This window comes from Actinomadura sp. WMMA1423, assembly GCF_006547145.1.
GTDB lineage: Bacteria > Actinomycetota > Actinomycetes > Streptosporangiales > Streptosporangiaceae > Spirillospora.
The window spans coordinates 7,317,726-7,334,942 of sequence record NZ_CP041244.1 but is presented as its reverse complement, the minus strand read 5'-3'; the positions used below and the strand labels follow the sequence as shown (position 1 = coordinate 7,334,942).

17 protein-coding genes and 1 pseudogene are annotated in these 17,217 nt (G+C 72.8%); 1 reads left to right on the top strand and 17 read right to left on the bottom strand.

What is annotated here, in order from left to right; translation table 11 throughout:
- Positions 1-10 precede the first annotated feature (10 nt).
- The 11 genes and pseudogenes from FKD65_RS34065 to FKD65_RS34015 all read right to left on the bottom strand — a co-directional run bounded on the left by FKD65_RS34065 (position 11) and on the right by FKD65_RS34015 (position 9,535).
- Positions 11-1,930 (bottom strand): FUSC family protein, encoded by a 1,920-nt coding sequence (locus FKD65_RS34065; protein WP_141582574.1) that lies wholly within the window; start codon positions 1,928-1,930, stop codon positions 11-13.
- Between the two features lie 15 nt (positions 1,931-1,945).
- Entirely contained in the window at positions 1,946-2,302 is a 357-nt protein-coding gene (gene crcB / locus FKD65_RS34060; protein WP_141582572.1) for a fluoride efflux transporter CrcB, read from the bottom strand.
- Positions 2,299-2,814 (bottom strand): CrcB family protein, encoded by a 516-nt coding sequence (locus tag FKD65_RS34055; RefSeq protein WP_141582570.1) that lies wholly within the window; start codon positions 2,812-2,814, stop codon positions 2,299-2,301. The genes crcB and FKD65_RS34055 overlap by 4 nt, the downstream gene beginning before the upstream one ends.
- 8 nt (positions 2,815-2,822) lie before the next feature.
- Entirely contained in the window at positions 2,823-3,767 is a 945-nt protein-coding gene (locus FKD65_RS34050; RefSeq protein WP_240809728.1) for an urease accessory protein UreD, read from the bottom strand.
- Positions 3,768-3,772: 5 nt separating this feature from the next.
- Positions 3,773-4,408, bottom strand: coding sequence for an urease accessory protein UreG (gene ureG, locus FKD65_RS34045; RefSeq protein WP_141582568.1), 636 nt, complete (start codon positions 4,406-4,408; stop codon positions 3,773-3,775).
- Positions 4,409-4,431: 23 nt separating this feature from the next.
- Positions 4,432-5,142: an urease accessory protein UreF gene (locus FKD65_RS34040; protein WP_141582566.1), complete on the bottom strand. Its 711-nt coding sequence runs from the start codon at positions 5,140-5,142 to the stop codon at positions 4,432-4,434.
- Positions 5,139-6,860 carry an urease subunit alpha gene (gene ureC, locus FKD65_RS34035; RefSeq protein ID WP_141582564.1) on the bottom strand — a complete coding sequence of 574 codons (1,722 nt, stop codon included), beginning with the start codon at positions 6,858-6,860 and terminating at the stop codon, positions 5,139-5,141. The genes FKD65_RS34040 and ureC overlap by 4 nt, the downstream gene beginning before the upstream one ends.
- A gap of 153 nt (positions 6,861-7,013) precedes the next feature.
- Positions 7,014-7,316 (bottom strand): annotated as a pseudogene (ureB, locus tag FKD65_RS34030) (urease subunit beta); the annotation flags it as partial.
- On the bottom strand, positions 7,306-8,190 hold the full coding sequence (locus FKD65_RS34025) for a sirohydrochlorin chelatase (protein WP_141582560.1): 885 nt from the start codon (positions 8,188-8,190) through the stop codon (positions 7,306-7,308). The pseudogene ureB and the gene FKD65_RS34025, both read right to left, overlap by 11 nt.
- Positions 8,190-8,498: an urease subunit gamma gene (locus tag FKD65_RS34020; protein ID WP_141582558.1), complete on the bottom strand. Its 309-nt coding sequence runs from the start codon at positions 8,496-8,498 to the stop codon at positions 8,190-8,192. Before FKD65_RS34020 ends, FKD65_RS34025 begins: the two co-directional genes overlap by 1 nt.
- A 35-nt stretch (positions 8,499-8,533) precedes the next feature.
- Entirely contained in the window at positions 8,534-9,535 is a 1,002-nt protein-coding gene (locus FKD65_RS34015; RefSeq protein WP_240809727.1) for an urea transporter, read from the bottom strand.
- A gap of 209 nt (positions 9,536-9,744) precedes the next feature.
- On the opposite strand from FKD65_RS34015, the gene FKD65_RS34010 reads away from it, so the two are divergent.
- On the top strand, positions 9,745-11,082 hold the full coding sequence (locus FKD65_RS34010) for an amidohydrolase family protein (protein ID WP_240809726.1): 1,338 nt from the start codon (positions 9,745-9,747) through the stop codon (positions 11,080-11,082).
- Here the strand turns inward: FKD65_RS34010 and FKD65_RS34005 are convergent, their stop codons facing one another.
- From FKD65_RS34005 to FKD65_RS33980, 6 genes are read right to left on the bottom strand one after another with little or no spacing between them, the layout of a single operon-like run.
- Entirely contained in the window at positions 11,083-12,663 is a 1,581-nt protein-coding gene (locus tag FKD65_RS34005; RefSeq protein ID WP_141582556.1) for a fused response regulator/phosphatase, read from the bottom strand.
- The gene (locus tag FKD65_RS34000; RefSeq protein WP_141582554.1) at positions 12,660-14,384 is read right to left on the bottom strand and encodes an ATP-binding protein; all 1,725 of its coding nucleotides are present in this window, start codon (positions 14,382-14,384) and stop codon (positions 12,660-12,662) included. The genes FKD65_RS34005 and FKD65_RS34000 overlap by 4 nt, the downstream gene beginning before the upstream one ends.
- 4 nt (positions 14,385-14,388) lie before the next feature.
- Positions 14,389-15,444, bottom strand: coding sequence for an ATP-binding SpoIIE family protein phosphatase (locus FKD65_RS33995; RefSeq protein WP_240809725.1), 1,056 nt, complete (start codon positions 15,442-15,444; stop codon positions 14,389-14,391).
- Entirely contained in the window at positions 15,432-15,842 is a 411-nt protein-coding gene (locus tag FKD65_RS33990; RefSeq protein WP_141582552.1) for an anti-sigma regulatory factor, read from the bottom strand. Before FKD65_RS33990 ends, FKD65_RS33995 begins: the two co-directional genes overlap by 13 nt.
- Entirely contained in the window at positions 15,839-16,225 is a 387-nt protein-coding gene (locus FKD65_RS33985; protein ID WP_205718335.1) for an STAS domain-containing protein, read from the bottom strand. Before FKD65_RS33985 ends, FKD65_RS33990 begins: the two co-directional genes overlap by 4 nt.
- The gene (locus FKD65_RS33980; RefSeq protein WP_240809724.1) at positions 16,225-17,058 is read right to left on the bottom strand and encodes an STAS domain-containing protein; all 834 of its coding nucleotides are present in this window, start codon (positions 17,056-17,058) and stop codon (positions 16,225-16,227) included. Before FKD65_RS33980 ends, FKD65_RS33985 begins: the two co-directional genes overlap by 1 nt.
- Between the last annotated feature and the right edge of the window lie 159 nt (positions 17,059-17,217).

Here is a 17,217-nt window from a genome sequence, read left to right as displayed (position 1 = left end):
GACCCGGCGATCACAGCGGAAGTGCCCTGCGCAGGCGCCGGATCTGGACGACGGCGTCGCCGAGGACGTCGCCGGAGGGCGGATCGGGCAGGTCCCAAGTCCGCGGCGACCGTTCCTCCCGTACCGCCGCCGCCATCTCGCGAAGATACGACGAGATGGCGCCGGCCTCCTGCTCCGGCGGGGGCTCGGCGCCGCCGCCGACCTCGACGGACGCGGCGGTGACGGTGTCCACGAGCGCGTCGAGCGCGCCCAGGACCGGCAACCAGGCGGCGGCCGTGCGGCCGGCCGGCGGGGGCTCGGCCTGCGCCCGGCGCAGATCGACCCGGGCGGCGTTGAGGCTGCGGTGCAGCGCCCGCCGGTCCCTCTCCCGCACGTCCCGCGAACCGGTGAAGGCCTCGTCGAGGTAGTCGGCGAGCGCCCGGAACCCGGTGGAGAACCGCTCGCCGATCCAGACCCGGCGGCCTCCCGGCCATACGGCGTAGCCGAACACCAGCACGATCAGGCAGCCGAGGAGGGTGTCGGCCAGGCGGGCGAGCACGAGTTCGTCGGCGGGGGTCGGCGAGATCATGTCGAACAGGAAGAGCATCAGCGGGGTGATCGCCACCGTCCGCAGGGCGTAGGACTTGTCCTTCAGCACCGGGATCAGACCGCCGAAGAACGCCGCGAGGGGGACCGCGGCCCAGCCGCGCGGGACGGCCACCAGCACCAGCAGGGTCGGGACGGTCGCGACGATGGTCCCGAGCGCCCGCAGCAGCGAGCGGACGAAGACCGAGCCGAAGTCGGGCTTCAGCACCACGGCGACCGTCAGGGGGAGCCAGAGCGAATGCACCGTGGAGAGTCCCAGGCCGTGGAGCACGTCCGGGAACTCGACGATCGCCGAGGCGATCGCCATGCACAGGGCCAGCCGGAGCCCGTACCGCCAGGCCTCCGGGGACGTGACGGCCATCAGGGCGGCCCGGTGGGCCCGGGTCGCCAGTGGTTTCGGCAGGCCGAGCCAGTCGGGATCCCCGGGGCGTGCCTCCGGGATCCGCCGCCGGATGAACTCGTAGGGCCGCGCGAACTGCGGGTCCCCCTGGAAGGGCGGGATCTCCGCGTGCCTGTTCCCTCCCCGGACGGCGCCGGCGATCCGCCGCACGGCCTCGGGCAGCCCCGGCGGCGCGGGCCGCGCGGACCGGACGAGCGGCGTGAGCGCCTCCAGCAGGGGCAGTGCCGCGTTGAGCAGGCCGACCAGCCACCGCGTCTCCCCGTCCCAGTGCTCGGGCCTCCGGAGGTGATGACGCATCAGGGCGTCCTGAGCGGCGTCCATGGCCATGCTGAGCGCGAGCCGGGCGTCGGCCGGGCGGGGGGCGGCGTCGATCAGATCGGCCGCCCTGTCGTAGACCTCGGCGACCGCCCGGTGCTCGGGCCCCGGGCCCAGCCTCCACGGCCGCCAGACCAGCAGCGCCAGGATGACGAAGAAGGCACCGCCCGCGAGCTGGCAGAGCGGCGGGAACCACCACGACCCGACGTCGGGCAGCCCGGTGCCGATCACGTTCAGGAACAGCAGTGCCAGCGCGGCCCCCGACATGACCTTGCCGATCGAGCTGAGCAGCCCGGACAGCAGGGCCACCGCCGTGGTCATCAGCACCGTCCGCCAGCCGCCGTTGTCGGCGAGCTGGCCGATGACCAGGCCCGCAGCACCCGCCAGTTGCGGGACGAGCAGGCCGAGCGCCCTCGACCGGTACGGGCCGGTGGTGGGCCGCATCGACGCGAGCACCATCCCGGAGGCGGCGAACAACCCGCCGCGGGCCTCGCCCAGGGCGAGCGCCACCGCGACCACCGCGCCGAACGCGACCGCCGTCCGGGCCGCGTCGAGCCAGTGCACGGGCTCCTTGGACAGCGCGAGCGCGCGGCTCAGCCAGTTCCCGGCGTCGACCCGTGTGGCGCCCATCCGCGCACCCGCGCGTCAGACCGCTTGGAACGCGGCGTACAGGAGCGTGAAGACGCCGATGCCGAGGCCCAGGGAGAGGAGCACGTTCGCCGCGCCCCTGGCGTACTTCCCGTCCTGGAAGAGGTGAACGGTGTCCAGCTCGAACGTGCTGAACGTGGTCAGCGCCCCGCAGAAGCCCGTACCGACCAGGCCCTCCGGGCCCGCGCTGACGCTCGCGCCGTGCAGCGCTCCTAGGATCCCCGTGCCGAGGAGGTTGACCGTCAGCGTCCCCCAGGGGAACGCCTTGCCGAACCGCCGCTTGACCAGCGTGTCGAGGACGAAGCGCAGCATGGCGCCGAACGCGCCTCCGACGAGCACCAGCACGTAGATCATGGCGGCGCGCCGTCCTCGGACCCCGCCGCGCGGTAGGGCAGGAGCCCGCCGCCCCAGAGGCCGACGGCGACCGCGATCCAGCCGCCCACCACGCTGACCACCGCGTAGACGGCGCTCTGGTCCCAGACCCCGGCGCGGCCGAGGGCGTGCACCCCGTCGATGAGGTGGGAGAACGTGGTGAACCCGCCGAGGTAGCCGGTCACCAGCAGCGGCCGGGCGACGGGGTGCGGCCTCCCCTTGAGCAGGTACGTCGTCAGGATCCCGATGAAGAGGCAGCCGAGCATGTTGACCAGGAGGGTCCCCCAGGGGAAGCCGTGCCGCGCTCCGGGCATCGCCTTGATGATCAGATCACGAGCCAGGGCCCCGACCGCGCCCCCGATGGCGACGTCGAGGAGCGCTCGCGGCGCTATCCCCGGGTGCCGGAGCGGCCCTTTCCTCCCCCGGTCCAGGACGGAGGTCTCGGCCGCCTCGCGGTGGAGCAGGCGTCCTTCCGCCCTTCCAGGGTCCCCCATGGCCGGGGTCACCACCTGCGCCGGTCAGGTGCGGGCACTCCGAGCAGCAGGCGGCGGACGGCGTCCCAGGCCCCCATGAAGGCGGTCTCGACCTCGGGCGACCACTCCCCCAGGACGCGCGCCCAGGCGCCCCGGTCCCCGGGCAGGACGCTGGCCCCGGCCCGCAGCCCGGTGCCGGCGAGCGCCTCGTGCATCGCGTCGGCCACGTCCTGCGCGGGACTGGCCGTGGTGACGACGTACAGGGACGCCAGAACACCGAAGTCGTCCATCACCGCGGGGCCGGTCACCGCCCGTTCTTCCGGCACAAGGTGGAGCGGGTCGGCGAACAGCAGCCGCCCCGTGGTGTCGTGCACCTCCACGTCGCTGCAAAGCGCCGTGTACGCGTGCCGTTCCCCGCGGGCGAGCCGGCCCGCCAGCATCGTCTCGCCCACCACGACGGTCGAGTCCGGGTGGGCGGTGATGGCGACGTGCTGGTAGAAGCGGGTCCCGCCGAAGGGGATGGTCGTGTCCGGCAGGTATTCCAGGTAGCCGCCGGGGCCCACCGTGAGCCCGACGATCTGCGTGGCGTAGTCCTGCTCCATCCGGTAGAGCCGGGTGGCGCCCTGGGTGGTGACGTGCACGGACGCACCCTCGCCGCAGGAGACGTCCACGCGGTAGCGGTCGCCCTGGAGGACCCCGCCTCCGGACGACATGAGCATGACGTACGGCAGGTCCGGTACCGCCGGGTCGGGGTAGAGCGGCCGGATGATGTGCAGCGGCGCCTTCTGGTAGCGGCCGGTCAGCTCCGTCCTGCCGCCGACGCGCTCGAACTCCAGGTCGAGGAGCCCGACCTTGCCGGGGCTGCCGACCGGGAGCATGTCCACGGCCGAGGCGTGCCGCCGCACCGCGTCCGGCACCCAGCGGGGAAGGTACCGCTCGGGCGAGAGGCGGTCGGTCCCCCCGGAGCCGCTCACCGTCCCTACACCGGCGAGGTACACGCCGCCCCCGCCCGCGCCTCGATGAAGTCCACGACCTCGGCGACGCCGGTACCGACGAGGCAGTCGGTGAGCGCGACCGGGCCCTCGCCGCGCACCGCCCGCGCGTCCCGCTCCATGACCGCGAGGTCGGTGCGGACGTACGGGGCGATGTCGATCTTGTTGATGACCAGGAGGTCGGAGTCCGTGGTGCCGGGGCCGCGCTTGCGCGGCATCTTCTCGCCCTCGGCGGTGTCCAGGACGAAGATGTACACGTCGGCCAGCGCCGGGCTGAAGGTGAGCGTGAGGTTGTCTCCGCCGCTCTCGAACAGCAGCAGGTCGAGCTCGGGGAAGCGGTCGAGCATCTCGGCCGCCGCCGCCAGGTTCATCGTCGGGTCGTCGCGGACGGCGGTGTGCGGGCACGCGCCCGTCTCGACCCCCACGATCCGCTCGGGGTCGAGCGTCCCGGCCAGGGTGCGGCGGACGTGCTCGGCGTCCTCCTGGGTGTAGATGTCATTGGTGATCACGCCGACCTGGTGGCCGAGGCCCTGCAGCCGCGGGACCAGGGCCTCGATCAGCGCCGTCTTGCCGGATCCGACCGGGCCGCCGACGCCCACCTTGAAGACCTTCTCCAGCTCCATCACGTCTCCTTCGTGTCAACGGGTCAGGTGACGAACAGGCGGGCCGCGGCCCGCTCGTGCGCGGCCGAGACGACGTCGGCGACGGGCACCGAGCCGTGCATCTCCCGCGGGTCGCGGGCGGCGAGCGCGGCCCGCGCGACCCGGGCGAGGTCCGGGCGGATCTCCCGCAGCAGCCCCTGGGCTCGCCGGAAATCGGTGCGGGCGAGCCGCACCGCCGCCGCAGTCCAGCTCGCGGCGAACGCGTACAGGTCGGCCGCGACCGCGTGCGCCGCCGGCACGCCGAGGCCCGCGTAGAGCGCGCCCACCACGACCGCGTGGTTGCCCGGCGTGGCCTTCTCCGCCACCAGGTCCGCCAGCCGGGCGGCCTCGGGCACGGGGAAGGCGAAGGCCGCCGTGGCGAGCACCTGCCGCCCGGTCCGGGTCGAGGCGCCCCGCTGCTCGCGGTTGAGCTTGATCGCGTGCAGTCGCCGGTCGACGCGGACCAGCCCGTCCCAGTCCGCCTCGCGGGCCGCTCGGTGCGCCAGCGCCAGCGCCGTCGCGTCCGCGGGGCCCACCGCGTTGTACAGCAGGTCGGCCAGCAGCTCCCGCAGGTTCTCGGGCCCGGTGATCCGCAGCTGGACGTAGCCCTCCAGCCCGTGCGACAGCGTGTACATCCCGCTCGGGAAGCCGGAGTCGGTGAGCTGGAGCTGGGCCAGCAGCGGGTCCAGGTCCGCGGTGCCCGGACGCGCGCTCATGCCAAGAAGAACAGCCGGTTAAGGGGCAGCTTCGTGGCCGGCTCGATGTGCGCGGGCTCCCCGTCGACGGTCACCCGGTACGTCTCCGGATCGACCTTGATCTCGGCGAGCGTCGAGTTGCGGAGCATGTGGCGCTTGTCGACGGTCCGGCACTGGCGCACCGGCCGGACCAGCCGCTTCAGTTCGAGCCGCTCGGGCACGCCCGCCTCGATCGCGGCGCCGGACATGAAGGTCACGCAGGTGCTCGACAGCGCCCGGCCGAAGGCCCCGTACATGGGCCGGTAGTAGACGGGCTGCGGCGTCGGCAGGGACGCGTTCGGGTCGCCCATCTGCACCCAGCTCACCAGGCCGCCCTTGATGACCATGTAGGGCTTGGCGCCGAAGGAGTGGACCGGCCACAGCACGATGTCGGCGAGCTTGCCGTCCTCCAGCGAGCCGATCGTGTCCGCCATCCCGGAGACGCGGGCGGGGTTGATCGTCAGCTTGGCCAGGTAGCGCAGCACCCGGAAGTTGTCGTTGCGGGACGAGTCCTCGGGCAGCGCGCCCCTCTTGTCCTTGTTGTGGTGGGCCACCTGGAAGGCGCGGGTGAACGACTCGCCCACCCGGCCCATCGCCTGGGAGTCCGAGCCGATGATGCTGATGACGCCGAGGTCGTGCAGCACCGTCTCGGCCGAGATGGTCTCGGCGCGCACGCGGCTGTCGGCGAACGCCACGTCCTCGGGGACGTCGTAGCTGAGGTGGTGGCAGACCATCGTCATGTCCAGCAACTCGTCCACCGAGTTGGCGGTGTAGGGCAGCGTCGGGTTCGTGGAGGCCGGGAGCACGTTCGGCTCGCCGGTCACCCGCAGGATGTCGGGGGCGTGCCCGCCGCCCGCGCCCTCGGAGTGGTAGGTGTGGATCGCGCGGCCGTTGATCGCGTTGATGGTGTCCTCGACGAAGCCGGCCTCGTTCAGGGTGTCGGTGTGGATGTTGATCTGGATGTCCATCTCGTCGGCGACCGACAGCGCGCAGTCGATGACGGCCGGGGTGGAGCCCCAGTCCTCGTGCACCTTCAGCCCGGCGGCGCCGGCGGCGATCTGCTCCTCCAGCGGGCCCGGCAGGCTGCTGTTGCCCTTGCCGTAGACCGCGATGTTGATCGGGATGTCCTCGTAGGCCTGGAGGATGCGGGCGATGTTCCACGGGCCGGGTGTGGTGGTGCAGCCGCGGCTGCCGTCCGCCGGGCCGGTGCCGCCGCCGACCAGGGTGGTGATCCCGTTGCTCAGCGCGTGCTGGGCCTGCTGGGGCGAGATGAAGTGGACGTGGGTGTCGATCGCCCCCGGCGTGGCGATGAAGTTCTCGCCGGAGACCACCTCGGTCGTGGCGCTGATGATGAGGCGCCGGTCGACGCCGTTCTGGGTGTGCGGGTTGCCCGACTTGCCGATCCCGGCGATCCTCCCGTCCTTGATGCCGATGTCGCCCTTGACGACGCCCAGCACCGGGTCGAGGATCAGCGCGTTCGTGATCACGACGTCCAGGGCGGTCGACCGCCCCGACGCCGGGTCGGCCGACATGCCGTCGCGGGCCGTCTTGCCGCCCCCGTACTGGGCCTCGTCCCCGTAGTGCCCCTCGGTGTGGTCCTTCTCCACCTCGACGACGAGGTTGGTGTCCCCGAGGCGGAGCCGGTCGCCGACCGTCGGGCCGTACATGGACGCGTACTGCTGACGGCTCATCGTGGTCATGGCGGCTCAGCCCTTCTTTCCGGAGCGTGCGGTCTTTCCCGAACGTGCGGACTTCGTCCTCCTGGACGCCTTCTTCGGCGCTTCCACCGGCTCGTCGAGATAGCCGCGCTTGTGCAGCCTCCGCAGCGCCGTGCGGTGCGCCTCGCTCGACCGGACGCTGCCGTTGAGCAGGCCGCCGAACCCCACCAGCCGCAGCCCTCCGCCGTACTCGACCAGGGTCACCTCCTTGGTGTCCCCGGGTTCGAACCGGACCGCCGTTCCCGAGGGGATGTCCAGGCGCTTTCCGAACGCCCTGTCGCGATCGAACTTCAGCGCCCGGTTGGTCTCGAAGAAATGGAAGTGCGACCCGACCTGGACGGCGCGGTCCCCCGTGTTCTGCACAAAGATGGTCTCCCTGGGCTGACCGGCGTTCAGCTCGATATCGCCCTCGCCGTACATGTAAACGTCATCCGACATGGGACCCCTCCCCTTTGAAGTCCGCCATCACCCGGCGTGGAATTTCCGGGACTCGCCCGTGGCCCTGCTCATGGCCCGGCCCGCGCTCGTCCCCATGACCGCGGCCCTGCTCGTCCCCGTGACTCTGCTCCTCTGCGTGACTCTGCTCGTCCTCATGGCCGTGCCCGTGCCCGTGGCCGTGGCCGTGCCCGTGGGCGGCCTGCGCCAGCCCGTCGTCGCCGTGCCGGCTCCACCGTTGCTCCGCCTCGGCCACCCGTTCGCGGATCAGCGCGGCGAGAGAGGCCCTCCCCAGGAGCGGGCCCGCGGTCCGGGCGCCGGGCCGCTGCGGCACCGGAACGAAGGAGGCGGGAACCAGGACGACGTCGCCCGCCCCCAGCCGGCGGCAGCGTTCGAGCCCCTCGTCCACGTCCGGTTCGCCCCCCTCCAGCGCGACCTCGACCCAGCGGACGGGCGTGTACTGCCACACCAGCCGCGCCACCCTGAACAGGTCGGCGTCCGGCTCGGGCCCGGCGGCGGGCGCCGCCAGCAGCACCGCGCGCTCTCCCGGTCCGTCGCCCAGCGCCCGGTTCACCGCGCCCCTGATCCAGCTGACCAGGTGCTCGGCGGTGCCCAGCGGACCGGCCAGCAGCAGATCCCCCGGCGCGCGGCCACGGGCCGCCCACCTCAGCGTCTGCGCGGTGACGACCGGCAGGTCCGGGTCGCGCCCGAGCGTCATCGGCACCGCCACGATCCGGTCGCCGCCCCGCAGCGCCGCGTGAAGGTCCCGTCCCGGCGCGCGGACGTCCGGGCCGGCGAGCCCGACCAGGGCCGGAAGGCACCGGCCCTGCCGGCTCTCATGCCCGCCGACCAGGATGACCTTCCGGCCGCCGGGCACTACTTGCCGCCGACCGGGTCGTGGCAGGAGACCAGCTTGGTGCCGTCGTCGAAGGCGGCCTCGATCTGGATCAGCTTCAGCATCGCGCGCACGCCGGGCAGCACGTCGCCCGGCCCGACGACCCGCTTGCCGAGCTCCATGCACTCCGCGACGGTCCGGCCGTCCCGGGCGGCCTCCACGATCGCCGAGCTGATCAGCGCCACCGTCTCGGCGTAGTTGAGCTTCAGGCCCCTGTCCCGGCGCTGCTGCGCCATCTGCGCGGCGGTGAAGATGACCAGCTTGTCCATCTCCCGCGGGGTGAGGTTCATTCAGTGCTCCTTTCCGCGCCCGGCTCCACCGACGGTCAACCGGTGCGCTCGATCTTCTTGAGCATCGGGACGGCGGCGAGGAACACCCAGCTGACCAGCACGAACGGCCAGGTGAGGGTGTGGCCTCCGACCACCTCGAACAGGGTGCCGATGCCGGCCGTCAGGCCGGCCGCCGCCACCGTGCCGACCACGGCGTACACGGCGCTCACCGGGCTGATCGCGACGAAGGTGCCGAACAGCGCGAGGCCGGTCAGCACGGAGTTGTAGCCGTACAGGCCCGCTCCCAGGTCCGCGGCCTGCGCGCCCAGGACCCAGCCGGTCAGCAGGCCGATGAGGCTGGAGGCCAGAGCCACCAGCCCGGTCACCCAGCCGGCGAGGACCAGCCCGGCCAGGAAAATCAGTCCGACGTACCACTGGTTCTGGAAGAACACCTGGCCGACGCCGCTGAAGGTGCCCTTCCAGAAGTAGTTCCAGGTCATCGCCGTCCCGGGAGCGGACGCGGACGGCGGGGCCGAGCCCGCGTGCTCCGCCCAGATCCGGCCGAAGGACGGCCCGCCGATCACCATCACGGACGTGACCACGCAGAAGGGAGCGGTGAAGGTGGGCAGGTCGTACGGGGCCAGGAAGACCCTCAGCGCCGCGGTGAGCACGCTGCCGGCGATCGCGCCGCCGACCACGAGCAGGGCCGTCATCCACCGGATGTCCAGGTAGAGGACGAGGCTGACGCCGATCAGCGTGCCGCAGAAGCCCTCCAGCCCCAGCGAGATCCGGTCCCGCCAGGAGACTCCCAGCAGATGGGCGGTGAGCGTGGCGGCCACCGTTCCCAGCAGCCCGAAGACGCCGAACTGCCACCCGCCCACGAACAGCGCGACGATGAAGACCAGGCCGGTCCAGTAGTTCGGCTGGAAATCGACCTGGGCGACGCCCCGCGGAATCGTGAGCAGACGGTCAAGGCCTCGGCGTCGCTCCGGATTCGCCGCCGTTTCCGCCGGCTCGGGCGGTTCGGACGGGTCCGGCGGAGTGGGTGCCGAGGACAATGGCCGACTCCTTGAACGGGCATGCGTGATCGACGGACGGGACTTCCTGCGTCCGGTCTGGTTCCCGAAGGCCCGATCAACTAGCCCAAGGAAGTGCACGTTTTGGGTCAACCGGCGGCGCGGGCCGGCGGTGCCACGGGTTCGGCAAGGCTTCGCAATCCCTTGGCGATCGGCCTGTCTCCGGCCGCCGGGCGGGCAGGACCCCCGTCGTGAGCGAGCAGCGCCCCGCCGGGACGATCCTGATCCGCGATGTGCGGATCTTCGACGGGTTGAGCGACCGGGTGCGGACCGGGTACGTGGTGACCGAGGGAGCCAAGATCAGGGCCGTGGGCGAAGGGGATCCGCCCCCGCCCGGCGCGGCGGAGGGGGACGCGCCGGGAACGGTCATCGACGGGCGCGGGGCGACGCTCGTCCCCGGGCTCAGCGACGCCCACGTCCATCTGCTCCTGGCCGGAGCCACGCAGGCCGAGCTGATGCTCGGCGGCGCGGGCGTCGGGCACCTCAGGGGCGCGGCGGAGGCCCGCGCGATGCTGATGCGCGGGTTCACGACCGTGCGCGACATGGCCGGCGACACCGGCGACCTCAAGCGCCTGATCGACGCGGGCGCGCTGCCCGGCCCGCGGATCTACCCCAGCCAGGCGGGCCTGTCCCAGACCGGCGGGCACGGGGACTTCGGCATGGTGTACGACGTGCCGACCGCCCTCGGCGGGGCCGCCTCGCACGCCGAGCGGCTCGGGCTCATGCGGGTCGCCGACGGCACGGCCCAGGTGCTCGCGGGCGTGCGCGAGCAGCTGAAGAAGGGGGCCTCGCAGATCAAGATGATGGCCGGGGGCGGGGTCGCGTCCGCCTACGACCACCTGGACGTCCTGCAGTACACCGCCGAGGAGCTGCGCGCCGGAGTGCAGGCGGCGGCCGACTGGGGCACCTATGTCGCGGTGCACGTCTACACCGGCGCCGGGATCCGCCGTGCGGTCCGGGCCGGGGTGCGGGTGATCGAGCACGGGCACCTGGCCGGAGAGGACGACATCGCCTTCATGGCCGAACACGGCGTCTGGCTGTGCGGGCAGCCGTTCGCGGAGAGCGACCACTCCTTCGCGGACCCGTCGTCGGCCGAGAAGAACCGCCGGGTGTGCGAGGGGGTCGAGCGCGTCTTCGGGTGGGCTCTGGAGCACGGCGTGCGGGTGGCGTTCGGCACCGACCTGATGCTGGACCCGGCCCGCAGTGCCAGGCAGAGCGAGATGCTCGCCCGGATGGCCGGTCTCGCGGGCGGCCCCATGGCGGCGTTGAAGATCGCCACGTCCGACAACGCCGAGCTGTTCCGCAAGTCCGGGGCGCGCGACCCTTACCAGAACCCGGCGCCCGCCGACGTCGCCGCGTACGGGAACGGGCCGCACGTCGCCCACCTGGGCGTCATCGCAGAGGGGGCCTGGGCCGATCTGCTGCTCGTCGACGGCGACCCCACCCGGGACCTGAGCCTGCTCGCCGATCCCGCCAACCTGAAGGTCATCGTCAAGGACGGCCGGATCTACAAGGACGCGCTGCCCTGATCAGGGGTCGCGGCGCAGGATGATGAGGGCGACGTCGTCCTCGCGGTGCCCGAACTCGGCGATGATGCGGTCGCTGTAGGCCTCCAGGTCGTCGTCCACGTCCGTGGCGATGGCCTTGAGTCGTTCGAGGTTGGCGGCCAGGGCGACGTTGCGGTCCTCGATGAGCCCGTCGGTGATGAGGACGACGGTCCCGCCCGGGGGGACGCTCGTCTCCTCCAGGCCGAGCCGCTCGGCGGGGAAGCCGAGCAGCAGTCCGCCCCGGGATCCGTACTCGGCCTGCCCGCCGGCGATGTGGAGGGGCGGGAGGTGTCCCGCGTTGGCGACCTGGAGCCGTCCCGTCCGCGGGTCCAGCGACATCAGGCACATGGTGGCCGTCTGGTCGTCGTGGTAGCGCTGCATCACGTTGTTGAGCAGCCGCAGGATGTCGGTGATGCCATGGCCCTCCGCGGCGAAGGCGCGCATCGCGTGCCGCAGTTCGGCCATGACGGTCGCGGCGTGCAGGGAGTGCCCCTGGACGTCGCCGATCGCGACCAGGACGTCCTCGTCCCGGTGGATGACCTCGTAGAAGTCACCGCCGACCTCGGCCTGGTCGCTGGCCGGCTCGTAGCGGACGCTGAACGCCCAGCCCGGCATGGCCGGGTGGACGGCGGGCAGCAGGCTGCGCTGGAGCGTCAGCGAGATCAGGTGCTCCTCGGTGTAGGAGCGCAGCGCCTCCATCGCGAGGACCACCGCCTGCCCCAGCTGCCGCAGGAGCTGGACGGAGTCCTCGTCGGCCGCGCCGCGGGCCTCGATCGCCACCCCGATCGGAGGGCGGTCGCGCTTGACCCGCGAGGTGACGAGGAGGACGTCGCCCGTGGAGGCGCTGTCGGGCAGCATCTCCCGCCACTGCTCCTCCGGCACGCTGACGATGCGGGTGCCGGTGTCGTCGCCGAGGCCGGCCAGCGCGGCGAGCCGTGCCGGCACCTCGGGAGGGCAGGGCCGGTTCCACGAGTCGCCGCCCAGGTGGACGCTCCTCCTCACCTGGCCGTCCGGAGGGTGGACGAACACGGCCGCGGGCACCCCGAAGATGTCGAAGGCGCCGCGCACCGCCACCGACGCGAGCCCGTCGAAGCTCTGGGCGGCGTTGATGGCCAGCGAGGTGCGGGTGAAGGCCGCCATCCGCTCGGCGATCCGCTCGGCGCGGCGCCGGGCCTGGTAGTAGCGCAGGACGGCCTCGGCCGTGGCGATGAACTCGCCCGGGTCGATGGGGTCGGTCATGTAGGCGTCGGCGCCGCGCCGCAGCCCGCTGGTGCGGTCGTTGGTGTCGACGGCCGTGGCGGAGATGTGCACGACGGGCAGCGAGGCCGTGGCGGGGGCGGCCTTGATCTGCTCGCAGACCTCCATGCCGTTGGCGTCGGGCAGCCGGACGTCCAGGACGACCAGGTCGACCTCGTGCTCGGCCAGCCGTTCCCAGCACTGGGCGGCGGACGCGGCCTCCACGACGGTGTGGCCGGCCCGGCGCAGCCAGCTGCCGATGATGTAGCGCTTGGTCTCGTTGTCGTCGACGACCAGGGTGGTCGCGGTCGGTATCGCGTCGGTCATGGCGTTCGGGCCGTTCGTCGGGTTCGGGCCCGCGCCACCGCGTCGGCGAGCATGACCGGGGCGAGCTGGGCCTGGTCGAGGACGGCGTCGACGCGCGCGGGCCGCGCCGCGTCCGAGAAGGCCGCGTCCGAGGAGGCGACCAGCACGACGGCCGTCGCGGGGGGCGGCTCGGCCTGCCCGCCGACCGCGTCGGCGCTGGAGATGTCGGGGCCGAGCACGATCAGGTCGGGCGGCTCGGGGGAGGCGGCCAGGTCGCGGACGGCCCCCGGGTCGGCGGCCTCGCTGACGCGGTCGGCGGTGCCGCCCAGCATGTCGCGCAGCACCTGGCGCGTGGCGTCGTCCCCGTCGGCGATCAGGACGTGGGAGAGGCCGAGTTCGGCCAGGCTCTGGTACGGGGGGAGGCGCAGGGTCACCGTCGTGCCCGCGCCCACCTCGCTCTCCAGCGTCAGGTCGCCGCCGAGCGCCTGGGCGAGCCGGCGGGAGTAGGTCAGCCCGAGGCCCGTCCCGCCGGGCTTGCCGCCGGGCACCTGATAGAACTCCTCGAAGACGCGCTCCTGCTCGCCGGGCGGGATCCCCACGCCGGTGTCGGCGACGACGAACTCCAGGTGCTCGGGGGCGCGCCGCGTCGTCAGGCGCACCTCGCCCTCGTCGGTGAACTTGAGCCCGTTGGCCACCAGGTTGCGCAGGATGCGGGTCAGCATGACCTCGTCGGTGACCATGGTGAGGGCCCCGGCCTCGGCGGCGTCCACCTCGAGCCGCACCCCGGCCTGGGCGGCCATGGGCGTCATCAGGTCGGCCAGCTGCCGCAGCACCGAGGACACCTCGACGAAGCTGCGGCGCGGCGCGAGCCTGCCCTGCTCGGCCTTGGCCATGTCCAGCAGCTCGCTCACCAGCGAAAGCAGGGTCTCGCTCGCACCGGCGATCAGCGAGACCTGGTGCCGCTGCTCCTCGGTGAGGGGCTCGGCGGCGGGGTCGAGGAGCAGCCGGGTGAGGCCGATGACCCCGTTGACGGGGGTGCGCAGCTCGTGGCTGATGTTGGCCCAGAAGCGGTTCTTGGCCTCGCCCGCGTCGCGGAGCTGCTCGGACTTCTCCTCCAGCTCGGCGTACAGGGCCACCACACCCCGGTTGGTCTCCTCAAGCTCGGTGGACAGCTCGTTGTAGAGGGCCATCACGCCCTGGTTCGTCTCCTCCAGCTCGCTGTTGAGCGAACGGAGTTCCTCGCTCTGCCGCCGCACGTCCTCAAGTGCCCGCAGCAGTTCGGCGTTCTGGGTCCGGAGCTCTTCCAGGGCGGTGGCGGGTTGCAGGCGGCCCAGCCGCGCCCGGAGGTCGGCCAGCGTCGGGCCGGACACCGCGGAGGCGTCCGCGGGCAGGCCCTTGGCGAGCCGGACGACCCGCCGCGTCCCCGTCCCCGACTCCTCCACCAGGTCCAGGAGGCGCGCGGCCGCGGCGTCGCCCTCCTTGGGACGGACGGCCCCGGGAGCGGGCGCGTACTCGATCTCGATCAGCAGCCGCGGCACCGGCCGCCGGTCCAGGCAGAAGACGACCGAGACCGTGCCCGAGTGGGTCACGAGCTCCCGGCCGATCTCGCTGAGCGCGGTGGCGACCCGGACCTGGTCCTGGAAGTCCAGCCGGACCGCCGCGGCGACCTGCCGGCCTGCCTGCCGGAGGGCGAAGACGCCCTCGTCGTCGGCCACCCGCAAACGCAGCAGTTCCTCCGCCATAGGCTCACCTCCGCCCGGGGGCCGTCACGGCGAGGACGCAGCGGTCGTCGTGCCGCACCCCGGCGGACCGCAGCAGGTCCGCGGCGATCAGCAGCGGGCCGCGGGAGGGCGCGGGCAGGGCTGCGGCGTCCCACTTGTCGGTCAGCCCGTCGGAGTGCATCACCACCGCCGCGTCCGGCGGCAGGGTGTAGGAGTGCTCGCGCAGCGTCCTGGTCTTCGCGCCGGCGATGCCCGGCACCGAGATCATGCCGTGCCGGCGTTCCGGGCCGACGATCCATCCGGCGACGTTGCCGAGGCCCGCGTACCGCACCGTGTCCGCCGCCCGGTCCACCGACGCCACCGCGACCGCGCCGCCGCGGGTCGCGCCGAGGCGCTGGTGCACCTGCCGCAGCAGGTCGATGGGGCGCGCCGGCAGCACGGCCTCGCGGATCGCACGGACGGCCTCCTGGGCGGCGCGCGCCGCCATCGGCCCGTGCCCAAGGCCGTCGCAGACCATCGCGTAGACGGTCCCGCCGTCCACCCGCGCGGCGTAGGCGTCGCCGCACTCCTCCTCGCCGTCGATCGGCCGGTTAAGGCCGGCGAACGGCGGTCCCGGCACCGGGACGGCGCCCCGGTCGCCTGACCGCGAGAACCCGGCGTACAGCACGGTCCCGGCGCCCGGTCGCGAGTGCATGCCGGTACGGTCGGCGAGCCGCTCGATCGAGCCGAGCCCCAGGCCGAGCGTGCCGGACGTGGAGTGGCCGTCCAGCCGGGACGCGCGGACGTCGGTCATGCCGGGCCCGTGGTCCACGCACACGACCTCCAGCACGGCCTCCTCGCCCGTCCGGACGATTCGCACCAGGATCTCTCCCCGCACCGCGTGCTTGGAGAGGTTGGTGGCCGCCTCGGTCACCGCGAGCTGGATCTGGCCGAGGCGCTCCCCGGCGAAGCCGAGCCGTTCGGCCATGCGGACGGCCTGGCGCCGCGCGCCGGCCGCCGCACTGGGCTCCTCGGCGCGCAGCCACACCGCGTCATCGGATGGCGGGCTGGTCATCCATCCGGTGCCGGTCAGCGGATCCACTTGGTCACCGTCACCGTGGTGCCCTTCCCTACCTCGGTCTCCAGCTCGAACTCGTCGGCCAGGCGCCGCGCGCCCGGCAGCCCCAGGCCGAGGCCGCCCCCACTCGTCCATCCCTCTGTCAGCGCCTGCGCGATGTCGGGAATTCCTCCGCCCTCGTCGCTGAACACCAGCCGGACGCCCGCGCGGCCCCGCGCGTTGACGACGGACTCCACACGCGCCATGCCGCCTCCGCCGTGCACGAAGGTGTTGCGGGCCAGCTCGCTCGCCGCCGTGACGATCTTGGTCTGGTCGACCAGCGACATCCCGGCCGACGCGGCGGCGGCCCGCACCAGCTGCCGCACCCGGACCACGTCGTCGTTGGAGGCGATGGGAAGCGAATCGCCCGCCGGACTGGTCACGGGCTGCCCACGGTGCCCGAGCCGACGGACGGCAGCGGCGCACCGAGCAGCCGCATGCCCTTCTCCAGGTCCAGGGCGGTGCGCACGCCGCCGAGCGACTGCCCCAGCTCGACCAGGGTGATCGCCACGGCGGGCCGCATGCCCACCACGACCGTCTCCGCGTCCATCAGCCGCGACATCGAGGCGATGGTGGCGAACATCCTGCCGATGAAGGAGTCGACGATGTCCACCGCGGTGATGTCGATGATCACTCCGCGGGCGCCCGTCTTGACGATGCGGTCCGCCAGGTCCTCCTGGAGCGTCAGGACGCTCTGGTCCTGCAGGTCGATCTGGATCGACACCAGCAGGACGTCACCGATCTTGAGAATCGGCACCCGCTCCATCAGGCACCCGCCCCGTCGACGACCCGGGCCCCGCTGCGCTCCAGCGCCCACGCCAGGGCGTCGGCCAGCGACGCCTTCGTCGGGATGTCGCCGAACTCGATCCCGAGCGCCACGATGGTCTGGGCGATCTGCGGTCTGATGCCGGAGATCACGCATTCGGTGCCCATCAGCCGGGCGGCCATGACCGTCTTCAGCAGGTGCTGGGCCACCTCGGTGTCCACCGCCGGAACCCCGGTGATGTCGATCACCGCGAACTGCGAGCCGGTCTCCACCAGGCGCTCGAGCAGGGTCTCCATGACCACCTGGGTGCGCGCCGAGTCGAGCGTGCCCACCAGGGGCACGCCGAGGATGCCCTCCCACAGCTTCACGACCGGGGTGGACAGCTCCAGCAGCTGCTCCATCTGGTCGGCGATGACCTGCTCGCGCGCGGCGGCGTAGGTCTCGAAGGTCACCAGGCCCAGATCGTCGATCTCCGACGAGAACGCCGCGAACTCGCTGTAGGCGGCCACGTCGCCGACTGCGCCGACCTGCTCCAGGACCGCCTGCTTGAGCGCGAACACGCTCACCGCGGTCTCGGTGGGGCTGAACCCCTGCCGGGCCCGGCTGCGCGAGATCTCCGTGAGCACGGCCCGGAGCTCGCCGGCCGCCTCGCCCTCGCCGCCGGCCGACCTCTCGATCAGCCCGTACAGCTCGGAGAGCTCGGTCCTGAGCTCACTCTCCGTGATCCGGCCGCGCACGCCCGCGACGGCCAGCCCGACCCACCGGTCAAGGACGACATCCCGCCGGGAGCGCAGCAGCTCCGGAAGATGCGCATCGCCTGTTCCCTTGCTCAAAAGCCGTGCTCCCTCTCTGACCGCCGGGCCTCTTCAGCACGCAAGTGCGCTGCGGGAAGAGTACCGCCCATAGCAGAGAGAAACGGACTTACCACCATGATCATCGGCGGTCGGCCCGAAATGGCTCCGGCCGGTGGCGGCGCCCGGCGGGCGGATCGC